A 19,458-nucleotide genomic window follows, 5' to 3' on the forward strand; every position below is an offset into this window, starting at 1 on the left:
GCGACCCCCAGGAATCCTCTGCACGGCCCAACCAGGGCCGTAAGTACGTACTGCTTTTGTCGCGATGTCGCGTTGCTGCTAGCTCGCCATGCGGCGCGCGGCGTCTTCCAGCCGGTCCGCGAGGGAGCCGTTGATGACCTCGTCACCGACCTGCACCCGGATCCCGCCGAGGACCTCGGGGTCCACGTCGAGGTTGAGGTGCATCCGACGGCCGTAGAGCTTGGACAGAGCCGCGCCGAGGCGCTGCTTCTGGCCGTCGCTCAGCGGCACCGCCGAGGTGACGACGGCGACCGTGCGGTCCCGGCGGTCGGCGGCGAGCTTGGACAGGGACTCCAGTCCCGCTTCCAGGCTACGTCCCCGCGGCGCGGTCACAAGGCGCGTCACCAGACGCTCGGTGGTGGGCTTGGCGCGACCGCCGAGCAGGCTGCGCAGCAGCTCGCCCTTGGCCGGCGTGCCCGCCTTGCGGTTGGTCAGCGCGGCGCGCAGCTCGGTGCTGGAGGAGATGATCCGGCCGAACCGGAACAGCTCGTCCTCGACGTCGTCGAGCGTGCCCGAACGCTGGGCGGCGGTGAGGTCGGCGATGTCCGCCAGCTCCTCAAGCGTGTCCACCAGGTCCCGGGACTGCGACCAGCGGGAGCGGACCAGACCGGCCACCAGGTCGGCGGTCTCGCCGCTGACCTGGGTGCCGAGCAGGCGCTGGACCAGCTCGGCCTTGGCCTCACCGGCCTGCGCCGGGTCGGTGAGGACCCGACGCAGCGACACCTCGCGGTCGAGCAGCGCGGTGACGGCGGCCAGCTCGTCGGCGAGCTTCGCCGGGTCCACTGCCGTGTTGTCCGTCAGCGCGTCCAGACGCTCGCGTGCGGCGACCAGGGCCTCGCGGCTCGCTCCGTGCGCGGTCATCGAGTCGCCTCGGCCTTCTCCTCAAGCTCGTCGAGGAAGCGGTCGATCACGCGGCTCTGCCGGGCGTGGTCCTCCAGGGACTCGCCGACGAGCTTGCCGGCCAGCTCCGTGGCGAGCTTGCCGACGTCCTGCCGCAGGGCGGACGCGGCGGCCTTGCGGTCGGCCTCGATCTGCGCGTGGCCGGCGGCGATGATCTCCTCACGCTGCCGCTGGCCCTCGGCGCGCATCTCGGCGATGAGCGTGGCACCCTGCTCCTGCGCCTCCTGGCGCAGGCGCGCGGCTTCGTGCCGGGCCTCGGCGAGCTGGGCCTTGTACTGCTCAAGGACGCTCTGGGCCTCGGTCTGCGCGGCCTCGGCCTTCTCGATACCGCCCTCGATGGCCTCGCGACGCTCTTCCAGAACCTTGTTGATGGTCGGGAGGAGCTTCTTGGCAAGGAAGCCGAAGACGATGACGAAGGCGATCAGGCCGATGACGAGCTCGGGCCACGGCGGAACGAGAGGGTTCTCCTTCTCGGCCGCCAGAACCATGAGGTTCACATCAGTGCCTTTCGTCGAATGGGGCTGTCGCTGTCGTCCGTCTTAGTAAACGAACGGCATGACCAGGCCGATGAGGGCGAGCGCCTCACAGAAGGCGAAGCCGAGGATCTGGTTGGCGCGGATGAGGCCGGCCGCCTCGGGCTGGCGGGCCAGGGCCTGGGTGCCGTTACCGAAGATGATGCCGACGCCGACGCCCGGGCCGATCGCGGCGAGGCCGTAACCGATGGAGCCGAGGTTGCCGTCGACCGCAGCGAGGGTCTGGAGAGCGGACATGCCGGTTCTTCCTTCTCTTTCAGTGACCGGTGGGGGTTGGCCACCGGGTGTCTGTGGGTGGGGTGAGGGCGGGTGCTCAGTGGTGCTCGGCGAGCGCGCCCTGGATGTAGGTGCACGTCAGCAGGACGAAGACGTACGCCTGCACGGCCTGGATGAAGAGCTCGAAGAGGGTCATCACCACGGTCATCGAGAACGAGACCGCGGAGTAGGCGATGCCGATGCCGTTCAGCATGTACCAGCTGGCGACGGTGAAGAGGACCAGCAGGGTGTGACCGGCGAACATGTTCGCGAACAGTCGCACGGCGTGGGTGAACGGGCGGACCAGCAGGTTCGAGAAGAACTCGATGGTCATCGACAGCGGCAGAACGGCGCCGAGCGACTTGTCGTAGCCGGTGACGTTCTTGAAGAAGCCGACGAAGCCCTGACGCTTGAAGGTCAGGACGACCCACGTGATGTAGACGATCGCGGCGAGCACGATCGGGTACGCGATGATCGACGTGACCGGGAACTGGGCGACCGGGATGATCGACCAGAGGTTCATCATCCAGACGAAGAAGAACAGGGAGACGGCGAGCGGGACGTACTTCTCGCCCTCGCGCTTGCCGAGCGTCTGGTAGACGATGCCGGTGCGCACGAAGTCGTAGCCCGCCTCGGCGATCATCTGGAGCTTGCCCGGGACGACCTTGGGCTTGGCGAACGCCGTCCAGAAGAAGCCGACCACGATGATCGAGCCCAGCAGGGCCAGCAGCATCGGCTTGTTGAAGTAGAAGCCGTTGCCGTCAGCGTCGCCCACGATCGGCTCGAACATGAACGAGTGCAGGCCCGGTGCGACCTTGTCGAAACCACACCCGTCGAACAGGTGGCAGCTCGAGTCGAAAGCGAGCGTCTGCGTCGGGTCAGCACTCACCGCGGGCTCCTTCAGCGTGGCGCATGTGTACGGCAACCTCGTTGTGTCGGCGCGGCGTGCGGCCGCGGTTCGGCACGGGACTGGTGTTACGGATGTGGGGGCGGCTGGGGGGCATCTCGCCTCGCGAATGAGCAGGCGTCAGCTCAGATGCCCGCGCCCGCGATGCCGCAGTTGGCACCGGACGATAGCAGGATCTCTCATGCGTCTTTATCCCGGCCCTACCCCTCACGACGAATGCCCCGTCTTCTCGGGCTTGTCGGGCTCGACGTAGAGGATCTTGGCCTTCATGTGGGCACGCGTCTGCGCGGCGATCCACGCGAGCGTGGTCGCGACGAGCGTCAGCGCGAAGGCCTTGGGGTGGAACAGCGTCGTGTGCTTGAAAGCCGCGACGAAGACGAACAGCAGCAGGATCTGAGCCGCGTAGAGCATCAGGCCCATCGCCTGGAAGAGGTGCGGAAGCGATTTGGCAGTGCGCTGCAGAACGTAGAGACCGATCCCCATGAACAGGATCACCACCAGCGTCGCGACGACCGCTCCGACCGCACCCTTGCCGCCGGCGACCACACCGCTCACGACGGCGGCGACAGCGCCGACGGCGGCCGTGGGCACGGCGGCCTGGGCCAGGATCCGGACGTCGTTGGACGGCATGGCGGCAACTCCGCTTTTCACAGGGGGCAAGGGGTGTCGTCATGGACGAGCGTAGTCCCGGGCCGAGGGGTGAAGACCTCGCACCGAGGGACCCTCGCACTAGGGTTCTTCGGTTCTATCCGGGGTTCTCGTGAACCGTATCACAAACTATTTGATGCAGTCTTTACCTGGTAGGTGTGCTTGCTGTCACACATGAGAGTGACAGTGCGCGTCTGTGCAGAAACGGTGCCCATTTGTCTGGTATTGGAGCGGATTGCTCCCCCACGACTTGGCAATGCTCTAGTCAGATTCTTACCTTGCGCGTCAGCACCGGACGTCAGCGCGAGGTGCCGGCCTTCCGCCGGTCGTGGAGGCGCGAACGGGCGCCGATGGCGGTCGCCCCGTTGACCCCGGAGACACCCGGGGCACCCGCGGCGATCGGGGTGCGCTCCGTCTCGGGGCCGTCGGCGCCGTGCGCGCGGCGGGCCGCGGGCTCGGCGAGCACGGCCGCCCGGCGCCGGCGGCGGCGCCGGTAACGCGGCGGCACGAAGCGCTCCGCCCAGTACGGGGCGCGCGGCCTGAAGCGGGGCAGCAGGAGCAGCACCAGACCGAGCGCGCTCAGCAGGACGACACCCAGCACGATCCACACGGACGCCGAGTTGACCGAGTAGGCCAGCGTGCCGAACGCGATCAGCGCCGACCAGAAGTACATGATCAGCACCGCCCGGCTGTGCGAGTGGCCGATCTCCAGCAGCCGGTGGTGCAGATGCCCGCGGTCCGCGGCGAACGGCGACTGGCCGCGCCAAGTGCGCCGCACGATCGCCAGGATCAGGTCGGCGGCCGGGATCGCGATGATCGTCAGCGGCAGCAGCAGCGGGATGTAGACGGGCACCATCTGGTGCACGGTGTTGCGCTCGGAACCGGCGAACAGCACGTCCGGATCGACCTGGCCGGTGACCGAGATCGCACCCGCCGCCAGCACCAGACCGATCAGCATCGAGCCCGAGTCGCCCATGAAGATCCGCGCCGGGTGCATGTTGTGCGGCAGGAAGCCCAGGCACATGCCCATCAGCACGGCCGAGAACAGCGTCGCCGGGGCGGCGGCCTCGATGCCGTACGAGTACCAGATGCGGTAGGCGTACATGAAGAACGCGGCCGCGGCGATGCAGACCATGCCGGCCGCGAGGCCGTCCAGACCGTCGACGAAGTTCACCGCGTTGATGGTGATCACGACCAGCGCGACCGTGAGCAGCGTGCCCTGCCACTGGGTGAGCGCGACCGTGCCGACACCGGGGACCGGCAGCCACAGGATCGTCAGACCCTGGACGACCATCACACCGGCGGCGATCATCTGGCCGCCCAGCTTGATCAGGGCGTCGATCTCGAACTTGTCGTCCAGGACGCCGATCAGCCAGATCAGCGCCGCGCCGGAGAGCAGGGCGCGTGGTTCGTTCGACTTCTCGAAGACCTCGTTGAGGTTGGTGAGATGGTCCGCGACCAGCAGGCCCGCGCACAGGCCGAAGAACATCGCGATACCGCCGAGCCGCGGAGTGGGTTCGCGATGCACGTCGCGCGCCCTGATCTCCGGCATCGCACCGGCCACGATGGCGAACTTCCGTACCGGCCCTGTCAGCAGATACGTCACCGCGGCCGTGATGCAGAGCGTCAGCAGGTATTCACGCACAGGCTTCCCCACAGGTCTCGCTGGCCATCTCAGCCTCACACCCTAGCGAGGTGCGCATATGGTTGTGGACTTCCGGGTAGCCAGGATGGTTGCACGCGGAGCTGTGCGGCACGGCTGCGGGCTGGGCACGGCAGTGCGCCTACCCCGGTTCAGCCGGGATACGGCGGGAACGCCTCGGCCAGTTCCCGGACCTCGTCCCTGACCCGCTTGGCCTCGGGGCCGTCGCGCAGGGCCGCCGCGACGAGCGCCGCGATCCGGACCATCTCCGGCTCGCCCATGCCCTGGGTGGTGACGGCCGCGGTGCCCAGCCTGAGACCCCGGGCGTCGCCGTGCGGCAGCGCACAGCAGTCCATGACGATCCCGGCCGCGGCGAGCCGGCCGCGGGCGGTGCGGCCGTCCACGCCGAGGGGTGCGGGGTCGGCGGTGATCAGGTGCGTGTCCGTGCCGCCGGTGGTGACCACCAGGCCCTCGGCGGCCAGGTGACCGGCGAGCACGCGGGCGTTGGAGACCACCTGATGGGCGTACACGGCGAACGCCGGTGTTGCCGCCTCGCCGAACGCCACCGCCTTGGCGGCGATGGTGTGCATCTGGGCGCCGCCCTGGGTGAAGGGGAACACCGCGCGGTCCACGCGCTCGGCCAGCTCGTGCCCGCACAGGATCATGCCGCCGCGCGGACCCCGCAGCACCTTGTGGGTGGTGGCGCACACGATGTCCGCGTACGGCACCGGGCTGGGCGCCGCGCCGCCCGCGACGAGCCCGATGGGGTGCGCGGCGTCCGCGATGAGGTAGGCGCCCACGTCGTCGGCGACCTCGCGGAAGAAGGCGTAGTCGGGGTGGCGGGGGTAGGCGATGGAGCCGCACACGATCGCCTTGGGGCGGTGGGCGCGGGCCAGGGTGCGGACCTGCTCGTGGTCGATGAGGCCGGTCTCGGCGTCCACGCCGTAGGGCACGAAGTCGAACCAGCGGCCGGAGAAGTTGGCCGGGGAGCCGTGGGTGAGGTGACCGCCGTGCGGCAGGCCGAGGGCGAGGACCTTGTCGCCGGGGCGCAGCAGGGCGGCGTAGGCGGCGAGGACGGCGGAGGAGCCGGAGTGCGACTGCACGTTGGCGTGCTCGGCGTTGAAAAGGCTCCGCGCGCGGTCGATGGCGATGCGTTCGGCCACATCGACCATCTCGCATCCGCCGTGGTGGCGGGCGCCGGGGTAGCCCTCGGCGTACTTGTTGGCGAGCGGGGAGCCGAGGGCGGCCAGCACGGCCGGCGAGGTGAAGTTCTCGGCGGCGATCAGCTGAAGGGTCGTCGACTGCCGGGTGCGCTCACCGAGCAGCACGTCGGCGAGCTCGGGGTCCTGCCGGCGCAGGACGTCCATCTGCGGGGCGTGGGTGACCGACATGACGGACTCCCGGACGGTCGACGGTGACGTACGTCCAAGGTAGCCCGCGGCGCGTACGGGGGCGCGGTACGTGCGGCCGGGCGGGGGTGGTCTCGCGACTGCGGGTGCACGGGGGCCGGTCGCGCAGTTCCCCGCGCCCCTTCAGGTTGGCCTAGCTGCGGGCGGGTAGTTCGTCCAGCCAAGACGCGCGCAGTCATGCGTCTGCGGGTGCGCGGTGGCCGGTCGCGCAGTTCCCCGCGCCCCTTGGTTGGCATAGCTGCGGGCAGTCGTGCCGCTGGGGCGGCACGGGGGGCGCTGGGGGTCCCCCCTGCTCGAAGAGCTTGGGGGAGGCACCCCGTAGCGCCGGGCTGCGCAACCCACCCCCGGCCAGCCGCAGCACCGGGCGCCTACATGCGGGCCGGGACCCCCGTCAGTGCTGTCACCACCGGGTCCAGGGCCTCGTGGATTTCCTCGCCCACGCTGCGGAAAAAGCCCAGCGGCGCCCCGTACGGGTCGTACACCTCGTCCGCCTCCGCCGTCGGCGCCTGGAGCCACCCGCGTAGAGCGGCCGCCGCACGGACCAGCGACCGCGCCCGGTTGACCACGCCCTCCTCCAGCGGAGGCAGCGTCGTGGGGTCTATCGCCCGCACCAGCCGCGTGAACTCCTTCAGCGTGAACGTCCGCAGCCCCGCCGAGTGCCCCATCGAGATCACCTGGGCCCGGTGGTCCCGCGTAGCGGTCAGCACCAGATCCGCCCGGATCACGTGCTCGTCGTGCAGCTCCCGCCCGGTGAACCCGGAGGCATCCGCCCCGAAGTCGGCCAGGACCGTCTCCGCGTGGGACTCCATCGGCGCCCCCTCGTGCCCCCACGTGCCCGCGCTCTCCACGATGATCGGGCCGCCCAGGATGCCGAGGCGCTCGGAGACGAAATGGCGGGTCAGCCGCTCGGTGATGGGCGAGCGGCAGACGTTGCCGGTGCTGACGTGGAGGATGCGGAAGGTGTCGCGGGGGAAGCCGAAGGTCGTGGTCTCCTCCCCGTTGAAGCCCCCGCCGGCTATGCCACGCCCCGCGTCAGGGGCCGTCAATTCGCCACCTCAAGGTCGGGTACGACCTTGCGCAGCTCCTCCGGGGAGAGCGCGCCCTCGCGCAGCAGGACGGGTACCTCGCGGGAGACGTCGACGATCGAGGACGGCACGTTCCCGGGCGTGGGACCGCCGTCCAGGTAGACGGAGACCGAGTCGCCGAGCATCTGCTGCGCCGCGTCACACGTCTCCGGCGCCGGGTGACCGGTGAGGTTGGCGGAGGAGACGGCCATCGGCCCGAACTCGGTGAGCAGCTCGATGGCGACCGGGTGCAGCGGCATCCGGATGGCCACCGTGCCGCGCGTGTCACCGAGGTCCCACTGCAGCGACGGCTGGTGCCGGGCGACGAGCGTCAGCGCGCCCGGCCAGAACGCGTCGACCAGCTCCCAGGCCTTCTCGGAGAAGTCCGTGACCAGGCCGTGCAGCGTGTTCGGGGAGCCGATCAGCACGGGCGTGGGCATGTTGCGGCCCCGGCCCTTGGCGGCGAGCAGATCGGCGACGGCCTCCTTGGAGAACGCGTCGGCGCCGATGCCGTACACCGTGTCCGTGGGCAGCACCACGAGCTCGCCGCGACGGACGGCGGACGCGGCCTCGCGCAGACCCGTCACACGGTCGGTCGCGTCGTTGGTGTCGTATCGCCGTGCCATAACTAGCGGGCCTCCTCGTACACGTACTGCGGGGTCGAAGACTGTGTGATGCTCACGGCAGCGCCTTGCGGGCGGTGGCGAAGCGTGGGCGGTTGTTGAGGTCGGGGTGGTCGGCCGCGTCGGCCCAGCCCTTCTCCTCGGTGAAGATCCACGGCACCTGGCCGCCCTGCGTGTCGGCGTGCTCGACGACGACGAGGCCGCCGGGGCGCAGCAGGCGGTGCGCGGTGCGCTCCAGGCCGCGGATCAGGTCCAGGCCGTCCTCACCGGAGAACAGGGCCATCTGCGGGTCGTAGTCGCGGGCCTCGGGGGCGACGTACTCCCATTCGGTGAGCGGGATGTACGGCGGGTTGGAGATGACCAGGTCGACCTGGCCGTCCAGGTCCGGGAAGGCGGTCAGGGCGTCGCCCTGGCGCAGCTCGACCCGGGAGCCCTCCACGTTCTTGCGCGTCCAGTGCAGGGCCTCGTCGGACAGCTCGACGGCGTACACGCGGGAGCGCGGGACCTCCTGGGCGAGGGCGAGCGCGATGGCGCCGGAGCCGGTGCACAGGTCGACGATGCACGGCTCGACGACGTCCATGGCGCGTACGGCGTCTATGGCCCAGCCGACGACGGACTCGGTCTCCGGGCGCGGTACGAACACGCCCGGGCCGACCTGGAGCTCCAGGTACCGGAAGTAGGCCCGCCCGGTGATGTGCTGCAGCGGCTCACGCTGCTCGCGGCGGGCGATGACCTCCCAGTACCGGGCGTCGAAGTCGGAGTCCTTCACGGAATGCAGCTCGCCGCGCTTGACGCCGTGCACGAACGCGGCGAGCTCCTCCGCGTCGGTGCGCGGCGAGGGCACGCCCGCGTCGGCGAGCCGCTGGGTGGCCTGGGCCACCTCTGCGAGCAGCAGGTTCACGCAACTCCTCCGGGTGCTTGGTCGTGCCTTACGCTGCGGCGAGCTTCGCGGCCGAGTCCGCGTCGACGCAGGCCTGGATCACCGCGTCGAGGTCGCCGTCCAGGACCTGGTCCAGGTTGTACGCCTTGAAGCCGACGCGGTGGTCGGAGATGCGGTTCTCCGGGAAGTTGTACGTGCGGATCTTCTCGGAGCGGTCGACGGTGCGGACCTGGCTGCGCCGGGCGTCGGCGGCCTCCCGCTCCGCTTCCTCCTGCGCCATCGCGAGCAGCCTGGAGCGCAGGATACGCATCGCCTGCTCCTTGTTCTGGAGCTGGCTCTTCTCGTTCTGGCAGGAGGCGACGACTCCGGTCGGCAGGTGCGTGATGCGCACGGCGGAGTCGGTGGTGTTGACGGACTGCCCGCCGGGGCCGGAGGAGCGGTAGACGTCGATGCGCAGGTCGTTCGGGTTGATCTCGACGTCGACCTCCTCGGCCTCGGGCGTGACGAGCACACCGGCGGCGGAGGTGTGGATACGGCCCTGGGACTCGGTGGCGGGGACGCGCTGCACGCGGTGCACACCGCCCTCGTACTTCAGGCGGGCCCACACGCCCTGGCCGGGCTCGGTCTGGCCGCGGGTCTTGATGGCGACCTGGACGTCCTTGTAGCCGCCGAGCTCGGACTCGGTGGCGTCGATGATCTCCGTCTTCCAGCCGACCCGCTCGGCGTAGCGCAGGTACATGCGCAGCAGGTCGCCCGCGAAGAGGGCGGACTCGTCACCGCCGGCGCCGGCCTTGATCTCCAGGATCACGTCCTTGTCGTCGCTGGGGTCGCGCGGGACGAGGAGCAGGCGGAGCTTCTCCGTCAGTTCCTCGCGCTGCTTGTCCAGCTCCTTGACCTCGGCGGCGAAGTCGGGGTCGTCGGCGGCCAGCTCGCGGGCGGTCGCGATGTCGTCGCCGGTCTGCTTCCAGGAGCGGTACGTGGCGACGATCGGGGTGAGCTCGGCGTAGCGCTTGTTCAGCTTGCGCGCGTTGGCCTGGTCGGCGTGGACCGACGGGTCGGCGAGCTTGGTCTCCAGGTCGGCGTGCTCGCTGACGAGTTCCTCGACGGCCTCGAACATCTTGGGCTCCTGCTACTGCGGGGAAAAGGGGGAAGGCGGGCGACCAAAAACGCCGGTCCCGGCGCACACGCCACGTGGGCGTGCGGCCGTGGACCGGCGAAATGGGGCTCGCTACTTCTTGGAGCCGGCGGCCTTGCCGAAGCGGGCCTCGAAGCGGGCCACACGGCCACCGGTGTCGAGGATCTTCTGCTTGCCCGTGTAGAACGGGTGGCACTCGGAGCAGACCTCGGCCCGGATGGTGCCGGACTCGATGGTGCTGCGGGTGGTGAACGACGCGCCGCAGGTGCAGCTGACCTGCGTCTCGACGTACGCGGGGTGGATGTCGCGCTTCAAGGTGTCTCCTAGGTTTCGGGAGGGCGCCGGGTCGCCTGCCGCGGGGTGCGGGGGCGTGAACCGGGGCCGACGTACCAGTCTGCCAGGACTGGGGCCATCCCCCAAAACCGGGGGTTGCTCTGTTCTATTCCGTGCGGGTGCGTGGTGCTTGCTCGCGCAGTTCCCCGCGCCCCTTCAGTTGGCCACGACGCCGTTGGCTTCGCCCGTGGCCGTGCCCTTCGTCGCCGCCTCGGGAATGGGCTGGTCGTTCTGCAGCGCGTCCCAGACCAGCTCGGCCTTCGTCTTCTCGACCAGGACCCGGTTGCCGTTGTTCGGGTCGTACCGGACCGGCATCGTGACCATCGTCATGTTCGCCGGGCTGATGCCCTTGAGGCCGCCCGCGAAGGAGATCAGGGAGTTCACCGAGCCGAGGCCGGAGTCGGTCGTGACGGCCTTGGTGGAGGTGTCGGCGAGGTCGTACAGCTTCTTGGGGCTGGTGAAGACGCCGATGTCCTTGACCTGCTTGACCAGCGCCTTGATGAAGGCCTGCTGGAGCTGGATACGGCCCAGGTCGGAGCCGTCGCCGACGCCGTGCCGGGTGCGGACCAGGCCGAGGGCCTGCTCGCCGTCGAGGCGGTGCGTGCCGGCCTTGAGGTTCAGGTGGCTGTCGTGGTCGGTGATGTCCTTGGTCGTGGTGACCTCGACACCGCCCAGCTCGTCGATGAGCTTCTGGAAGCCCGCGAAGTCGACCTCCAGGTAGTGGTCCATGCGGACACCGGTGAGGGACTCGACGGTCTTGACCGCGCACGGGGCGCCGCCGGTGGAGTAGGCGGAGTTGAACATCACGCCGTCCGCGGCCGGGTAGGTGTTGCCCTTGGTGTCGGTGCAGGCCGGGCGGTCGATGAGGGTGTCGCGCGGGATGGACACCACGCTCGCCTTCTTGTGGCCCTTGTACACGTGGATGATCATCGCCGTGTCGGAACGGGCGCTTCCGTCGTCGGACCCGCCGCCGAGCTTCTTGTTGGTGCCGGAGCGGGTGTCGGAGCCGAGGACGAGGATGTTCTGCGAGCCGTTTTCGACCTTCTCCGGGCGGTCCGTGCCCAGCATCTGGTTGATGTCGACGCTGTGGATGTTGCCGTTGAGCTTGAAGTAGACGTAGCCCAGACCGCTGCCGCCCAGCACGACGATGCCCGCGGCGGTCCAGGCCGCGACCCGGGCGCCTCTGCGCCTGGCGCGGGGCTTGCGGCGGCGGCCCTTGACGCGGTGGCGCCGGCCGCTGGAACCGGGCGCCTCGGGTATGCCGGGACCCGGCGTGCTCTCGGCGGTCATGTGCTCCTCAGCTCGTCTGGAATCCATGGTCACCCCGATCGGGAGGACGGGGAAACTCGGGACAGGGTTGCACAACACCTTGTGACCGACGGGTGCCCAGGTCGTCACCATTCGTCACCGCCACGGTCTTCCGTACGGTGCTCACCTGCGGGTTTCGCCGACGGGCGGCGACGGGCGCGAACGGCGCCCCTGTGGCACAGATCGCAGGCGACGAGTGAACGCACGCAAAGAGTGAGGGCCACCCCTTGCCGGGATGGCCCTCACTCTTCATGCGCTGCTGATGTCAGTCGCCGTTGCCGGGAGCCGGCGTCGTCTTCTGGATCTGCATCAGGAACTCGACGTTCGACTTGGTCTGCTTCATCTTGTCGAGGAGCAGCTCGATCGCCTGCTGCTGGTCCAGCGCGTGCAGCACACGGCGCAGCTTCCAGACGATGCCCAGCTCCTCCGCGCCGAGCAGGATCTCCTCCTTGCGGGTGCCGGACGCGTCGACGTCCACCGCGGGGAAGATGCGCTTGTCGGCGAGCTTCCGGTCGAGCTTGAGCTCCATGTTGCCGGTGCCCTTGAACTCCTCGAAGATCACCTCGTCCATGCGGGACCCGGTGTCCACCAGCGCGGTGGCGAGGATGGTCAGCGAGCCGCCGTCCTCGATGTTGCGGGCCGCACCGAAGAAGCGCTTCGGCGGGTAGAGGGCCGTGGAGTCGACACCACCGGACAGGATGCGCCCGGAGGCCGGGGCGGCCAGGTTGTAGGCGCGGCCCAGACGGGTGATGGAGTCCAGCAGGACGACCACGTCGTGACCCAGCTCGACGAGGCGCTTGGCGCGCTCGATGGCCAGCTCGGCGACCGTGGTGTGGTCCTCGGCCGGGCGGTCGAAGGTCGAGGAGATGACCTCGCCCTTCACCGACCGCTGCATGTCGGTGACCTCTTCCGGACGCTCGTCGACGAGGACGACCATCAGGTGGCACTCGGGGTTGTTGTGGGTGATCGCGTTGGCGATCGCCTGCATGATCATGGTCTTGCCGGTCTTCGGCGGGGCCACGATCAGACCGCGCTGGCCCTTACCGATGGGCGAGACGAGGTCGATGATGCGGGTGGTGAGGACGCCGGGGTCCGTCTCCAGACGCAGGCGGTCCTGCGGGTAGAGCGGGGTCAGCTTGTTGAACTCCGGGCGGCCGCGGCCGTGTTCGGGCGCCATGCCGTTGACGGAGTCCAGGCGGACCAGCGCGTTGAACTTCTCGCGCCGCTCGCCTTCCTTGGGCTGGCGGACCGCACCGGTGATGTGGTCGCCCTTGCGCAGGCCGTTCTTGCGGACCTGGGCGAGGGAGACGTACACGTCGTTCGGGCCCGGCAGGTAGCCGGAGGTCCGGATGAAGGCGTAGTTGTCCAGGATGTCCAGGATGCCCGCGACCGGGATCAGGACGTCGTCCTCGGCGATCTGCGGCTCGGAGGCCATGTCGTCGCGGCCACGACGGCCACGGCGGTCACGGTAGCGGCCGCGACGGCCACGGCGGCCGCCCTCGAAGTCGTCGTCGTCCTGCTGCTGGCGGTCCTGACGGCCGCCGCCCTGCTGCTGGCCCTGCTGCTGACCGCGCTGGCCACCCTGCTGGTCGTCGCCCTTACGGCGGTCACGGTCGCCGCGGTCCCGGTCCCGGTCGCGGTCCCGGCCGCGCTCACGGCGGTCACGGCGGCGGCCCTCGCCGCCCTCACCGGCGTCGCCCTTGGCCTCGCCCTGCTGCGGCTGCTGCTGCGCGGGCGTCTCGGCCTTCGGCTCGCTCTTGGCCTCGGCGGCCACCGTCTCGGGGCTGCCGGCCTCGGCGGTCGCGCGGCGACGGCGACGCTCGCTCGGGGCGTCGTCGGAGGCCGGCTGGCCGGGGATCTCGATCTGCTGCTGGGCCACGGCCTTCTCGGCGGGGGCATCAGCGGCCTTCTCCGCCTTCTTCGCCGGGTTCTCGCCACTCTCGGCGGACTCGCCGGTGCGGGCCTTGGAGGTGGCCCGGCGCTTCGGCTTGGTCTCGGCGGCGGGCTCGGCCTTGGGAGCCCCTCCGGAGGCCTGCGCCTCCTTGATGACCTCGATCAGCTGGCTCTTGCGCATCCGCGCGGTGCCCCTGATGCCGAGGCCGGAGGCGACCTGCTGCAGCTCGGCCAGCACCATGCCCTCAAGGCCGGTACCGCGGCGCCGCCGGGAGCCGGCACCGGATGCAGGCGCGGAGGCGTCCGTGGCGGGCGCGGCAGCGGTCTCCTCGACACGTGCGCCCATCAGATCGGTGGTGTCGCTCACGAAGGGTCCTTCCCTGGAGCGGACGTCGGCCTGTCTGGCTCGGCGACCGGTTGTGCTGTCCGACTCCGGTCCTTGCTGTGTGGACGAAGCCGGGGCGGTGGTCCGCCAAAGCGGCGGAAGAGATATCTGGTGATGGCGCTACCCCGAGCCGTGGCACCCTGTGTCACGTGGCGCGGTCGCACCGATTCCGGAGCGTGCCCATCGGCCCGCTCAGCGCCCGCATACGGCGTACTGCCCAGGTACGACGTACGGGACACAGTGCGGCGTGGGGAGCTCCCGGAAGAATGTCTGTCCCGGACGGGGACACGAGGCACCTCGCCATGGTGGGGTCGGGTGCAGACTTGAGGTTAACACTACCGGATCCAACAAACATTCCCCCTCTCCTAATCCGGCAAGCGTGTGTCAGGTCGCGAGCGGCAGCACGCTCGCGCCCTCCAGGTCCAGGCTGAGCCGGTTGGCCGCCCAGTCCGCGCCCGCCAGAGCTTCGACCTTGTCGGCGCTGGCCGCGTCGACGAGTGCCATGACCGTGGGTCCGGCGCCGGAGATGACCGCCGGGATGCCGTCGGCGCGCAGCCGCTCCACCAGTGCCGCGCTCTCCGGCATGGCGGGGGCGCGGTACTCCTGGTGCAGGCGGTCCTCGGTGGCCGGCAGCAGCAGCTCGGGGCTGCGGGTGATTGCCTCGACGAGCAGCGCGGCGCGGCCGGCGTTGGCGGCGGCGTCGACGTGCGGCACGGTACGCGGGAGCAGGCCCCGCGCGGTCTCGGTGAGGACCGGCTTTCCGGGCACGAAAACCACCGGAACGATGGAATCGGAGGGCTTCAGCCTGATCGCCCGGGCGGCGCCGGCCTCCATCCAGGCGATGGTGAAACCGCCGAGCAGGCAGGGCGCCACGTTGTCCGGGTGGCCCTCGATCTCGGTGGCGAGCTCCAGCAGGGCCGCGTCGTCGAGCCTGGACTCGCCGCCTATGGTCACGGCGCGGGCGGCGACGATGCCGGCGCAGATGGCGGCGGAGGAGGAGCCGAGGCCGCGGCCGTGCGGGATGCGGTTGGCGCAGACGATCTCCAGGCCGCGGGGCTGGCCGCCGAGGGCGTCGAAGGCGGTGCGCATCGAGCGGACCAGGAGGTGGCTCTCGTCGCGCGGCAGGGTCTCGCTGCCCTCACCGGCGATGTCGATGTGCAGCCCGGAGTCGGCCACCCGGACGACGACGTCGTCGTAGAGCCCCAGCGCGAGGCCGAGGGCGTCGAAGCCCGGGCCGAGGTTGGCGCTGGTGGCGGGGACGCGCACCCGGACGGCGGCGGCGCGGAACGCTGGACCGGCCATCGCTCGTTGACTCTCCTTGAGCTGCGTGATGGTCGAATGACATTCGATAGGTGCCATGGAACCCTGCGGCCGCGCGGACGACGCGGCACGCGGCACATGCGGTGGAGGCATATGCGGCGGGCGGGTTCGGTACAGCCTATCGAAGGAAGGTTCTGTGGCGACATAGGGCGCACAGGAGGCGCACGATGCGTGTCGCGAGCCCCCTGTGCATCCGCCATGGGGATTCCCCAGGTACGTCGTCCGTTCACTCGCGCCGGTGCGCGAGCGTGCCCCGTGCGCTTACGCGAGCCCGAGGCGCTCGGCGGCGGTGGCCGCGTCGACCGGGACGGTGACCGGCTGCGGAGCGCCGGCGACGGCCCAGTCGGGGTCCTTCAGACCGTTGCCGGTGACGGTGCACACGATCTTCTGGCCCGGGTCGACCTTGCCCTGCTCGGCGGCCTTCAGCAGACCGGCGACGGAGGCGGCGGAGGCGGGCTCCACGAAGACGCCCTCCTGCGAGGCCAACAGCCGGTAGGCGCGCAGGATCTCACGGTCCGTCACCTCGTCGATGGCGCCGCCCGATTCGTCCCGCGCCGCCAGGGCGTACTGCCAGGAGGCCGGGTTGCCGATGCGGATGGCGGTGGCGATGGTCGAGGGGTCCTTGACGACCTCGCCGCGCACGATGGGCGCGCTGCCGGAGGCCTGGAAGCCCCACATCCGGGGGGTGCGGGAGGCGATGCCGTCGGCGGCGTACTCCCGGTACCCCTTCCAGTACGCGGTGATGTTGCCCGCGTTGCCGACCGGCAGGACGTGGATGTCGGGCGCGTCGCCCAGCATGTCCACGATCTCGAAGGCGGCGGTCTTCTGACCCTCGATACGCACCGGGTTGACCGAATTGACCAGCGCGACGGGGTAGTTGTCACTCAGCGCGCGGGCCAGGGTGAGGCAGTCGTCGAAGTTGCCGTCGACCTGGAGGATCTTCGCGCCGTGCACGAGGGCCTGGCCCATCTTGCCCAGCGCGATCTTGCCCTGCGGCACCAGCACGGCGGACACCATGCCCGCGCGCACGCCGTAGGCGGCGGCGGAGGCGGAGGTGTTGCCGGTGGAGGCGCAGATGACCGCCTTGGCACCCTCCTCCTTCGCCTTGGAGATGGCCATGGTCATGCCGCGGTCCTTGAAGGACCCGGTCGGGTTCGCACCCTCCACCTTCAGGTGGACCTCGCAGCCCGTGCGCTCGGAGAGCACCTGCGCGGGCACGAGCGGCGTGCCGCCCTCGCGGAGCGTCACGACCGGCGTGGTGTCGGAGACGGGCAGCCGGTCCCGGTACTCCTCGATGATTCCGCGCCACTGGTGGGTCATTGCTGGTTACTCTCCTTCAACCCGCATGATGCTGGCGACACCCCGCACGGTGTCGAGCTTGCGCAGCGCCTCGACGGTCCCGTTCAGGGCGGCGTCGGACGCGCGGTGGGTGACGACGACGAGGGAGGCCTCGCCGTCCTTGCCCTGCTGGCGCACGGTGTCGATGGACACCCCGTGCTCGGCGAAGACGGTCGCGACCTGGGCGAGCACACCCGGTTTGTCCGCCACGTCGAGGCTGATGTGGTAGCGCGTGACGACGTCGCCCATCGGCGACACCGGCAGGGCGGCATACGCCGACTCGCCGGGCCCGGTGGACCCGCTGAGCCGGTTGCGGCACACGGCGACCAGGTCGCCGAGCACGGCCGAGGCGGTGGGCGAACCGCCCGCGCCGGGGCCGTAGAACATCAGCTGACCGGCGGCGTCGGACTCGACGAACACGGCGTTGTACGCGCCGCGCACGGAGGCGAGCGGGTGGGTCAGCGGAATCATCGCGGGGTGCACGCGCGCGGTGACGGACCGGCCGTCGGCGGCCCGCTCGCAGATGGCGAGCAGCTTGATGGTGCAGCCCATCTCCTTGGCGGAGGCGAAGTCGGCGGCGGTGACCTCGGTCATGCCCTCGCGGTAGACGTCGTCGAGCCGCACGCGCGTGTGGAAGGCGATCCCGGCGAGGATGGCGGCCTTGGCGGCGGCGTCGAAGCCCTCGACGTCGGCGGTCGGGTCGGCCTCGGCGTACCCGAGCGCGGTGGCCTCGTCGAGGGCCTCCTGGTACCCGGCGCCGGTGGAGTCCATCTTGTCGAGGATGAAGTTGGTGGTGCCGTTGACGATGCCGAGCACCCGGTTGACCTTGTCGCCGGCGAGGGACTCGCGCAGCGGCCGGATCAGCGGAATCGCACCCGCGACGGCGGCCTCGTAGTACAGATCCCGGCCGTGCTCCTCGGCGGCGGCGTGCAGGGCGGCCCCGTCCTGGGCGAGCAGGGCCTTGTTGGCGGAGACGACGGAGGCGCCGTGCTCGAAGGCGGTGGTGATGAGGGTGCGGGCGGGCTCGATGCCGCCGATGACCTCGACGATCACGTCGATGTCGCCGCGTTTGACGAGGGCGGTGGCGTCGGTGGTGATCAGGGCCGGGTCGATGCCCTCACGGACCTTGCCGGGGCGCCGTACGGCGACACCGGCGAGCTCGACGGGGGCCCCGATCCTGGCGGCGAGGTCGTCGGCGTGCGTCGTCATGATGCGCGCCACCTCTGAGCCGACCACTCCACAGCCCAGCAGCGCCACCTTCAGCGGACGCGTACGCATCATCCGACCTCGTTTCCTCATACCGTCTACGGTTGGACCAGTCTCACTCAACGGACGGGATTTTCTGCCCTCGGTCCGGATCGTGAGACTTTTATTTCATTTCCGAACGGGGCGGAAGCCGGAAGATCTTCCGCCGCCGTCCGTGGTTCACCCGCCCGTCACCCGACGTCGAGCCGGAGGAGGTCCTCCTCCGTCTCCCGCCGGACGATCACCCGGGCCTCGCCATCCTTCACGGCGACCACCGGCGGGCGCAGCACATGGTTGTAGTTGCTGGCCATGGACCTGCAGTACGCCCCCGTCGCCGGTACGGCGATGAGGTCGCCCGGCGCCAGGTCGGCCGGCAGGAACGCGTCACGCACCACGATGTCGCCGCTCTCACAGTGCTTGCCGACGACCCGGGCGAGCATCGGCTCGGCGTCGGAGGCACGGGAGACCAGGGCGACGCTGTACTCGGCGTCGTACAGCGCGGTGCGGATGTTGTCGGACATGCCGCCGTCGACGGACACGTAGGTGCGCAGCCCATCGAGCGGCTTGACGGTGCCGACCTCGTACAGCGTGAAAGCGGTCGGCCCGACGATGGCCCGCCCGGGCTCGACGGAGATCCGGGGAGTGCGCAGCCTGGCGGCCTCGCACTCACGGGTGACGATCTCGGTGAGCGCCTTGGCGATCTCGTGCGGCTCGCGCGGGTCGTCGTCGCTGGTGTACGCGATGCCGAGACCGCCACCGAGATCGATCTCGGGCAGCTCGACCCCGTGCTCGTCACGGATGTCCTTCAGCAGCCCGACCACCCGGTGGGCGGCGACCTCGAACCCGGACATGTCGAAGATCTGCGACCCGATGTGGCTGTGGATACCGATCAGCTCAAGACCGTCGAGCTGAAGCGCCCGCCGCACGGCCTCGGCAGCCTGCCCACCCGCAAGCGGAATCCCGAACTTCTGGTCCTCGTGCGCGGTGGCGATGAACTCGTGCGTGTGCGCCTCGACGCCGACGGTGATCCGGATCTGGACGCGCTGCACCTTCCCCAGTTCCCGCGCGATGTGGGCGACGCGCACGATCTCCTGGAAGGAGTCGAGCACGATCCGCCCGACCCCGGCGTCGACGGCCCGCCGGATCTCCTCACTCGACTTGTTGTTGCCGTGGAAGGCGATGCGCTCGGCGGGCATCCCGGCGGACAGCGCGGTGGCGAGCTCCCCGCCGGAGCACACATCGAGGTTGAGCCCCTCCTCGTGCAGCCAGCGCACGACGGCCCGGGACAGGAACGCCTTGCCGGCGTAGAAGACGTCGGCCTCGGCCCCGAAGGCGGTGCGCCAGGCACGCGCACGCGCCCGGAAGTCGGCCTCGTCGAGGATGTAGGCCGGGGTGCCGTGGGTCTCGGCGAGCGTCTTGACGTCGATCCCGCCGACGGTGAGTACGCCCTGGTCGTCCCGCCCGACGGTCTGGGCCCACACCTTGGGGTCGAGGGCGTTGAGGTCGGTGGGCGGGGCGGAGTAGTGCCCCTCGGGGAGGACGTCGGCGTGACGGGGCCCGGCGGGATGTGCGGAACGGCTCATGTCTGGGTCTCTTTTTGG

Annotated in this window: 18 protein-coding genes; all 18 read right to left on the minus strand. The window is 70.2% G+C overall.

Going from position 1 to position 19,458, the window contains the following annotated elements; translation table 11 throughout:
- Positions 1–78: 78 nt before the first annotated feature.
- The 18 genes from C3489_RS04405 to lysA all read right to left on the minus strand — a co-directional run bounded on the left by C3489_RS04405 (position 79) and on the right by lysA (position 19,440).
- Positions 79–900, minus strand: a complete 822-nt coding sequence (locus C3489_RS04405) for a F0F1 ATP synthase subunit delta (RefSeq protein WP_103780066.1) — start codon at positions 898–900, stop codon at positions 79–81.
- Positions 897–1,427 (minus strand): F0F1 ATP synthase subunit B, encoded by a 531-nt coding sequence (locus C3489_RS04410; RefSeq protein ID WP_103780142.1) that lies wholly within the window; start codon positions 1,425–1,427, stop codon positions 897–899. The genes C3489_RS04405 and C3489_RS04410 overlap by 4 nt, the downstream gene beginning before the upstream one ends.
- Before the next feature lie 51 nt (positions 1,428–1,478).
- Entirely contained in the window at positions 1,479–1,709 is a 231-nt protein-coding gene (gene atpE / locus C3489_RS04415; protein ID WP_103780068.1) for an ATP synthase F0 subunit C, read from the minus strand.
- A gap of 76 nt (positions 1,710–1,785) precedes the next feature.
- A complete protein-coding gene (gene atpB, locus C3489_RS04420; RefSeq protein ID WP_103780070.1) occupies positions 1,786–2,616 on the minus strand; it encodes a F0F1 ATP synthase subunit A in 831 nt (276 codons plus the stop codon).
- Between the two features lie 225 nt (positions 2,617–2,841).
- Entirely contained in the window at positions 2,842–3,264 is a 423-nt protein-coding gene (locus tag C3489_RS04425) for a hypothetical protein (protein WP_103780072.1), read from the minus strand.
- Positions 3,265–3,580: 316 nt separating this feature from the next.
- On the minus strand, positions 3,581–4,927 hold the full coding sequence (locus C3489_RS04430; RefSeq protein ID WP_103780074.1) for an MraY family glycosyltransferase: 1,347 nt from the start codon (positions 4,925–4,927) through the stop codon (positions 3,581–3,583).
- Positions 4,928–5,076: 149 nt separating this feature from the next.
- Positions 5,077–6,315, minus strand: a complete 1,239-nt coding sequence (gene glyA / locus C3489_RS04435) for a serine hydroxymethyltransferase (RefSeq protein WP_103780076.1) — start codon at positions 6,313–6,315, stop codon at positions 5,077–5,079.
- 386 nt (positions 6,316–6,701) lie between these two features.
- Entirely contained in the window at positions 6,702–7,379 is a 678-nt protein-coding gene (locus tag C3489_RS04440) for a protein-tyrosine-phosphatase (protein WP_103780078.1), read from the minus strand.
- A complete protein-coding gene (locus tag C3489_RS04445) occupies positions 7,376–8,023 on the minus strand; it encodes an L-threonylcarbamoyladenylate synthase (RefSeq protein WP_103780080.1) in 648 nt (215 codons plus the stop codon). Before C3489_RS04445 ends, C3489_RS04440 begins: the two co-directional genes overlap by 4 nt.
- A gap of 52 nt (positions 8,024–8,075) precedes the next feature.
- Positions 8,076–8,921, minus strand: coding sequence for a peptide chain release factor N(5)-glutamine methyltransferase (prmC, locus tag C3489_RS04450; protein WP_103780082.1), 846 nt, complete (start codon positions 8,919–8,921; stop codon positions 8,076–8,078).
- Between the two features lie 28 nt (positions 8,922–8,949).
- Positions 8,950–10,017, minus strand: coding sequence for a peptide chain release factor 1 (gene prfA / locus C3489_RS04455; RefSeq protein ID WP_103780084.1), 1,068 nt, complete (start codon positions 10,015–10,017; stop codon positions 8,950–8,952).
- A 111-nt stretch (positions 10,018–10,128) separates the two neighbouring features.
- Positions 10,129–10,350, minus strand: a complete 222-nt coding sequence (rpmE, locus tag C3489_RS04460) for a 50S ribosomal protein L31 (protein ID WP_030740744.1) — start codon at positions 10,348–10,350, stop codon at positions 10,129–10,131.
- Between the two features lie 174 nt (positions 10,351–10,524).
- Positions 10,525–11,658 (minus strand): LCP family protein, encoded by a 1,134-nt coding sequence (locus C3489_RS04465; protein WP_103780086.1) that lies wholly within the window; start codon positions 11,656–11,658, stop codon positions 10,525–10,527.
- Positions 11,659–11,941: 283 nt separating this feature from the next.
- Entirely contained in the window at positions 11,942–13,936 is a 1,995-nt protein-coding gene (gene rho, locus C3489_RS04470) for a transcription termination factor Rho (RefSeq protein WP_103780088.1), read from the minus strand.
- A gap of 402 nt (positions 13,937–14,338) precedes the next feature.
- Positions 14,339–15,256: a homoserine kinase gene (thrB, locus tag C3489_RS04475; protein ID WP_103780090.1), complete on the minus strand. Its 918-nt coding sequence runs from the start codon at positions 15,254–15,256 to the stop codon at positions 14,339–14,341.
- Positions 15,257–15,535: 279 nt separating this feature from the next.
- Positions 15,536–16,594 (minus strand): threonine synthase, encoded by a 1,059-nt coding sequence (thrC, locus tag C3489_RS04480; RefSeq protein ID WP_103780092.1) that lies wholly within the window; start codon positions 16,592–16,594, stop codon positions 15,536–15,538.
- A 6-nt stretch (positions 16,595–16,600) separates the two neighbouring features.
- Complete coding sequence (locus C3489_RS04485) at positions 16,601–17,890, minus strand: homoserine dehydrogenase (protein WP_103780144.1); 1,290 nt, start codon at positions 17,888–17,890, stop codon at positions 16,601–16,603.
- A gap of 158 nt (positions 17,891–18,048) precedes the next feature.
- The gene (gene lysA / locus C3489_RS04490) at positions 18,049–19,440 is read right to left on the minus strand and encodes a diaminopimelate decarboxylase (protein ID WP_103780094.1); all 1,392 of its coding nucleotides are present in this window, start codon (positions 19,438–19,440) and stop codon (positions 18,049–18,051) included.
- Positions 19,441–19,458: the final 18 nt, after the last annotated feature.

This window comes from Streptomyces sp. Ru71 (assembly GCF_002920535.1).
Taxonomy (GTDB): domain Bacteria; phylum Actinomycetota; class Actinomycetes; order Streptomycetales; family Streptomycetaceae; genus Streptomyces.

What these genes read in the sequence shown, in the direction of transcription:
- glyA (WP_103780076.1), bottom strand. Translation starts at nt 6,315, where the DNA reads ATGTCGGTCACCCACGCCCCGCAGATGGACGTCCTGCGCCGGCAGGAC.
- atpE (WP_103780068.1), bottom strand. Translation starts at nt 1,709, where the DNA reads ATGTCCGCTCTCCAGACCCTCGCTGCGGTCGACGGCAACCTCGGCTCC.
- C3489_RS04445 (WP_103780080.1), bottom strand. Translation starts at nt 8,023, where the DNA reads ATGGCACGGCGATACGACACCAACGACGCGACCGACCGTGTGACGGGT.
- C3489_RS04410 (WP_103780142.1), bottom strand. Translation starts at nt 1,427, where the DNA reads ATGGTTCTGGCGGCCGAGAAGGAGAACCCTCTCGTTCCGCCGTGGCCC.
- prfA (WP_103780084.1), bottom strand. Translation starts at nt 10,017, where the DNA reads ATGTTCGAGGCCGTCGAGGAACTCGTCAGCGAGCACGCCGACCTGGAG.
- C3489_RS04425 (WP_103780072.1), bottom strand. Translation starts at nt 3,264, where the DNA reads ATGCCGTCCAACGACGTCCGGATCCTGGCCCAGGCCGCCGTGCCCACG.
- C3489_RS04405 (WP_103780066.1), bottom strand. Translation starts at nt 900, where the DNA reads ATGACCGCGCACGGAGCGAGCCGCGAGGCCCTGGTCGCCGCACGCGAG.
- lysA (WP_103780094.1), bottom strand. Translation starts at nt 19,440, where the DNA reads ATGAGCCGTTCCGCACATCCCGCCGGGCCCCGTCACGCCGACGTCCTC.
- C3489_RS04465 (WP_103780086.1), bottom strand. Translation starts at nt 11,658, where the DNA reads ATGACCGCCGAGAGCACGCCGGGTCCCGGCATACCCGAGGCGCCCGGT.
- C3489_RS04485 (WP_103780144.1), bottom strand. Translation starts at nt 17,890, where the DNA reads ATGCGTACGCGTCCGCTGAAGGTGGCGCTGCTGGGCTGTGGAGTGGTC.
- thrB (WP_103780090.1), bottom strand. Translation starts at nt 15,256, where the DNA reads ATGGCCGGTCCAGCGTTCCGCGCCGCCGCCGTCCGGGTGCGCGTCCCC.
- thrC (WP_103780092.1), bottom strand. Translation starts at nt 16,594, where the DNA reads ATGACCCACCAGTGGCGCGGAATCATCGAGGAGTACCGGGACCGGCTG.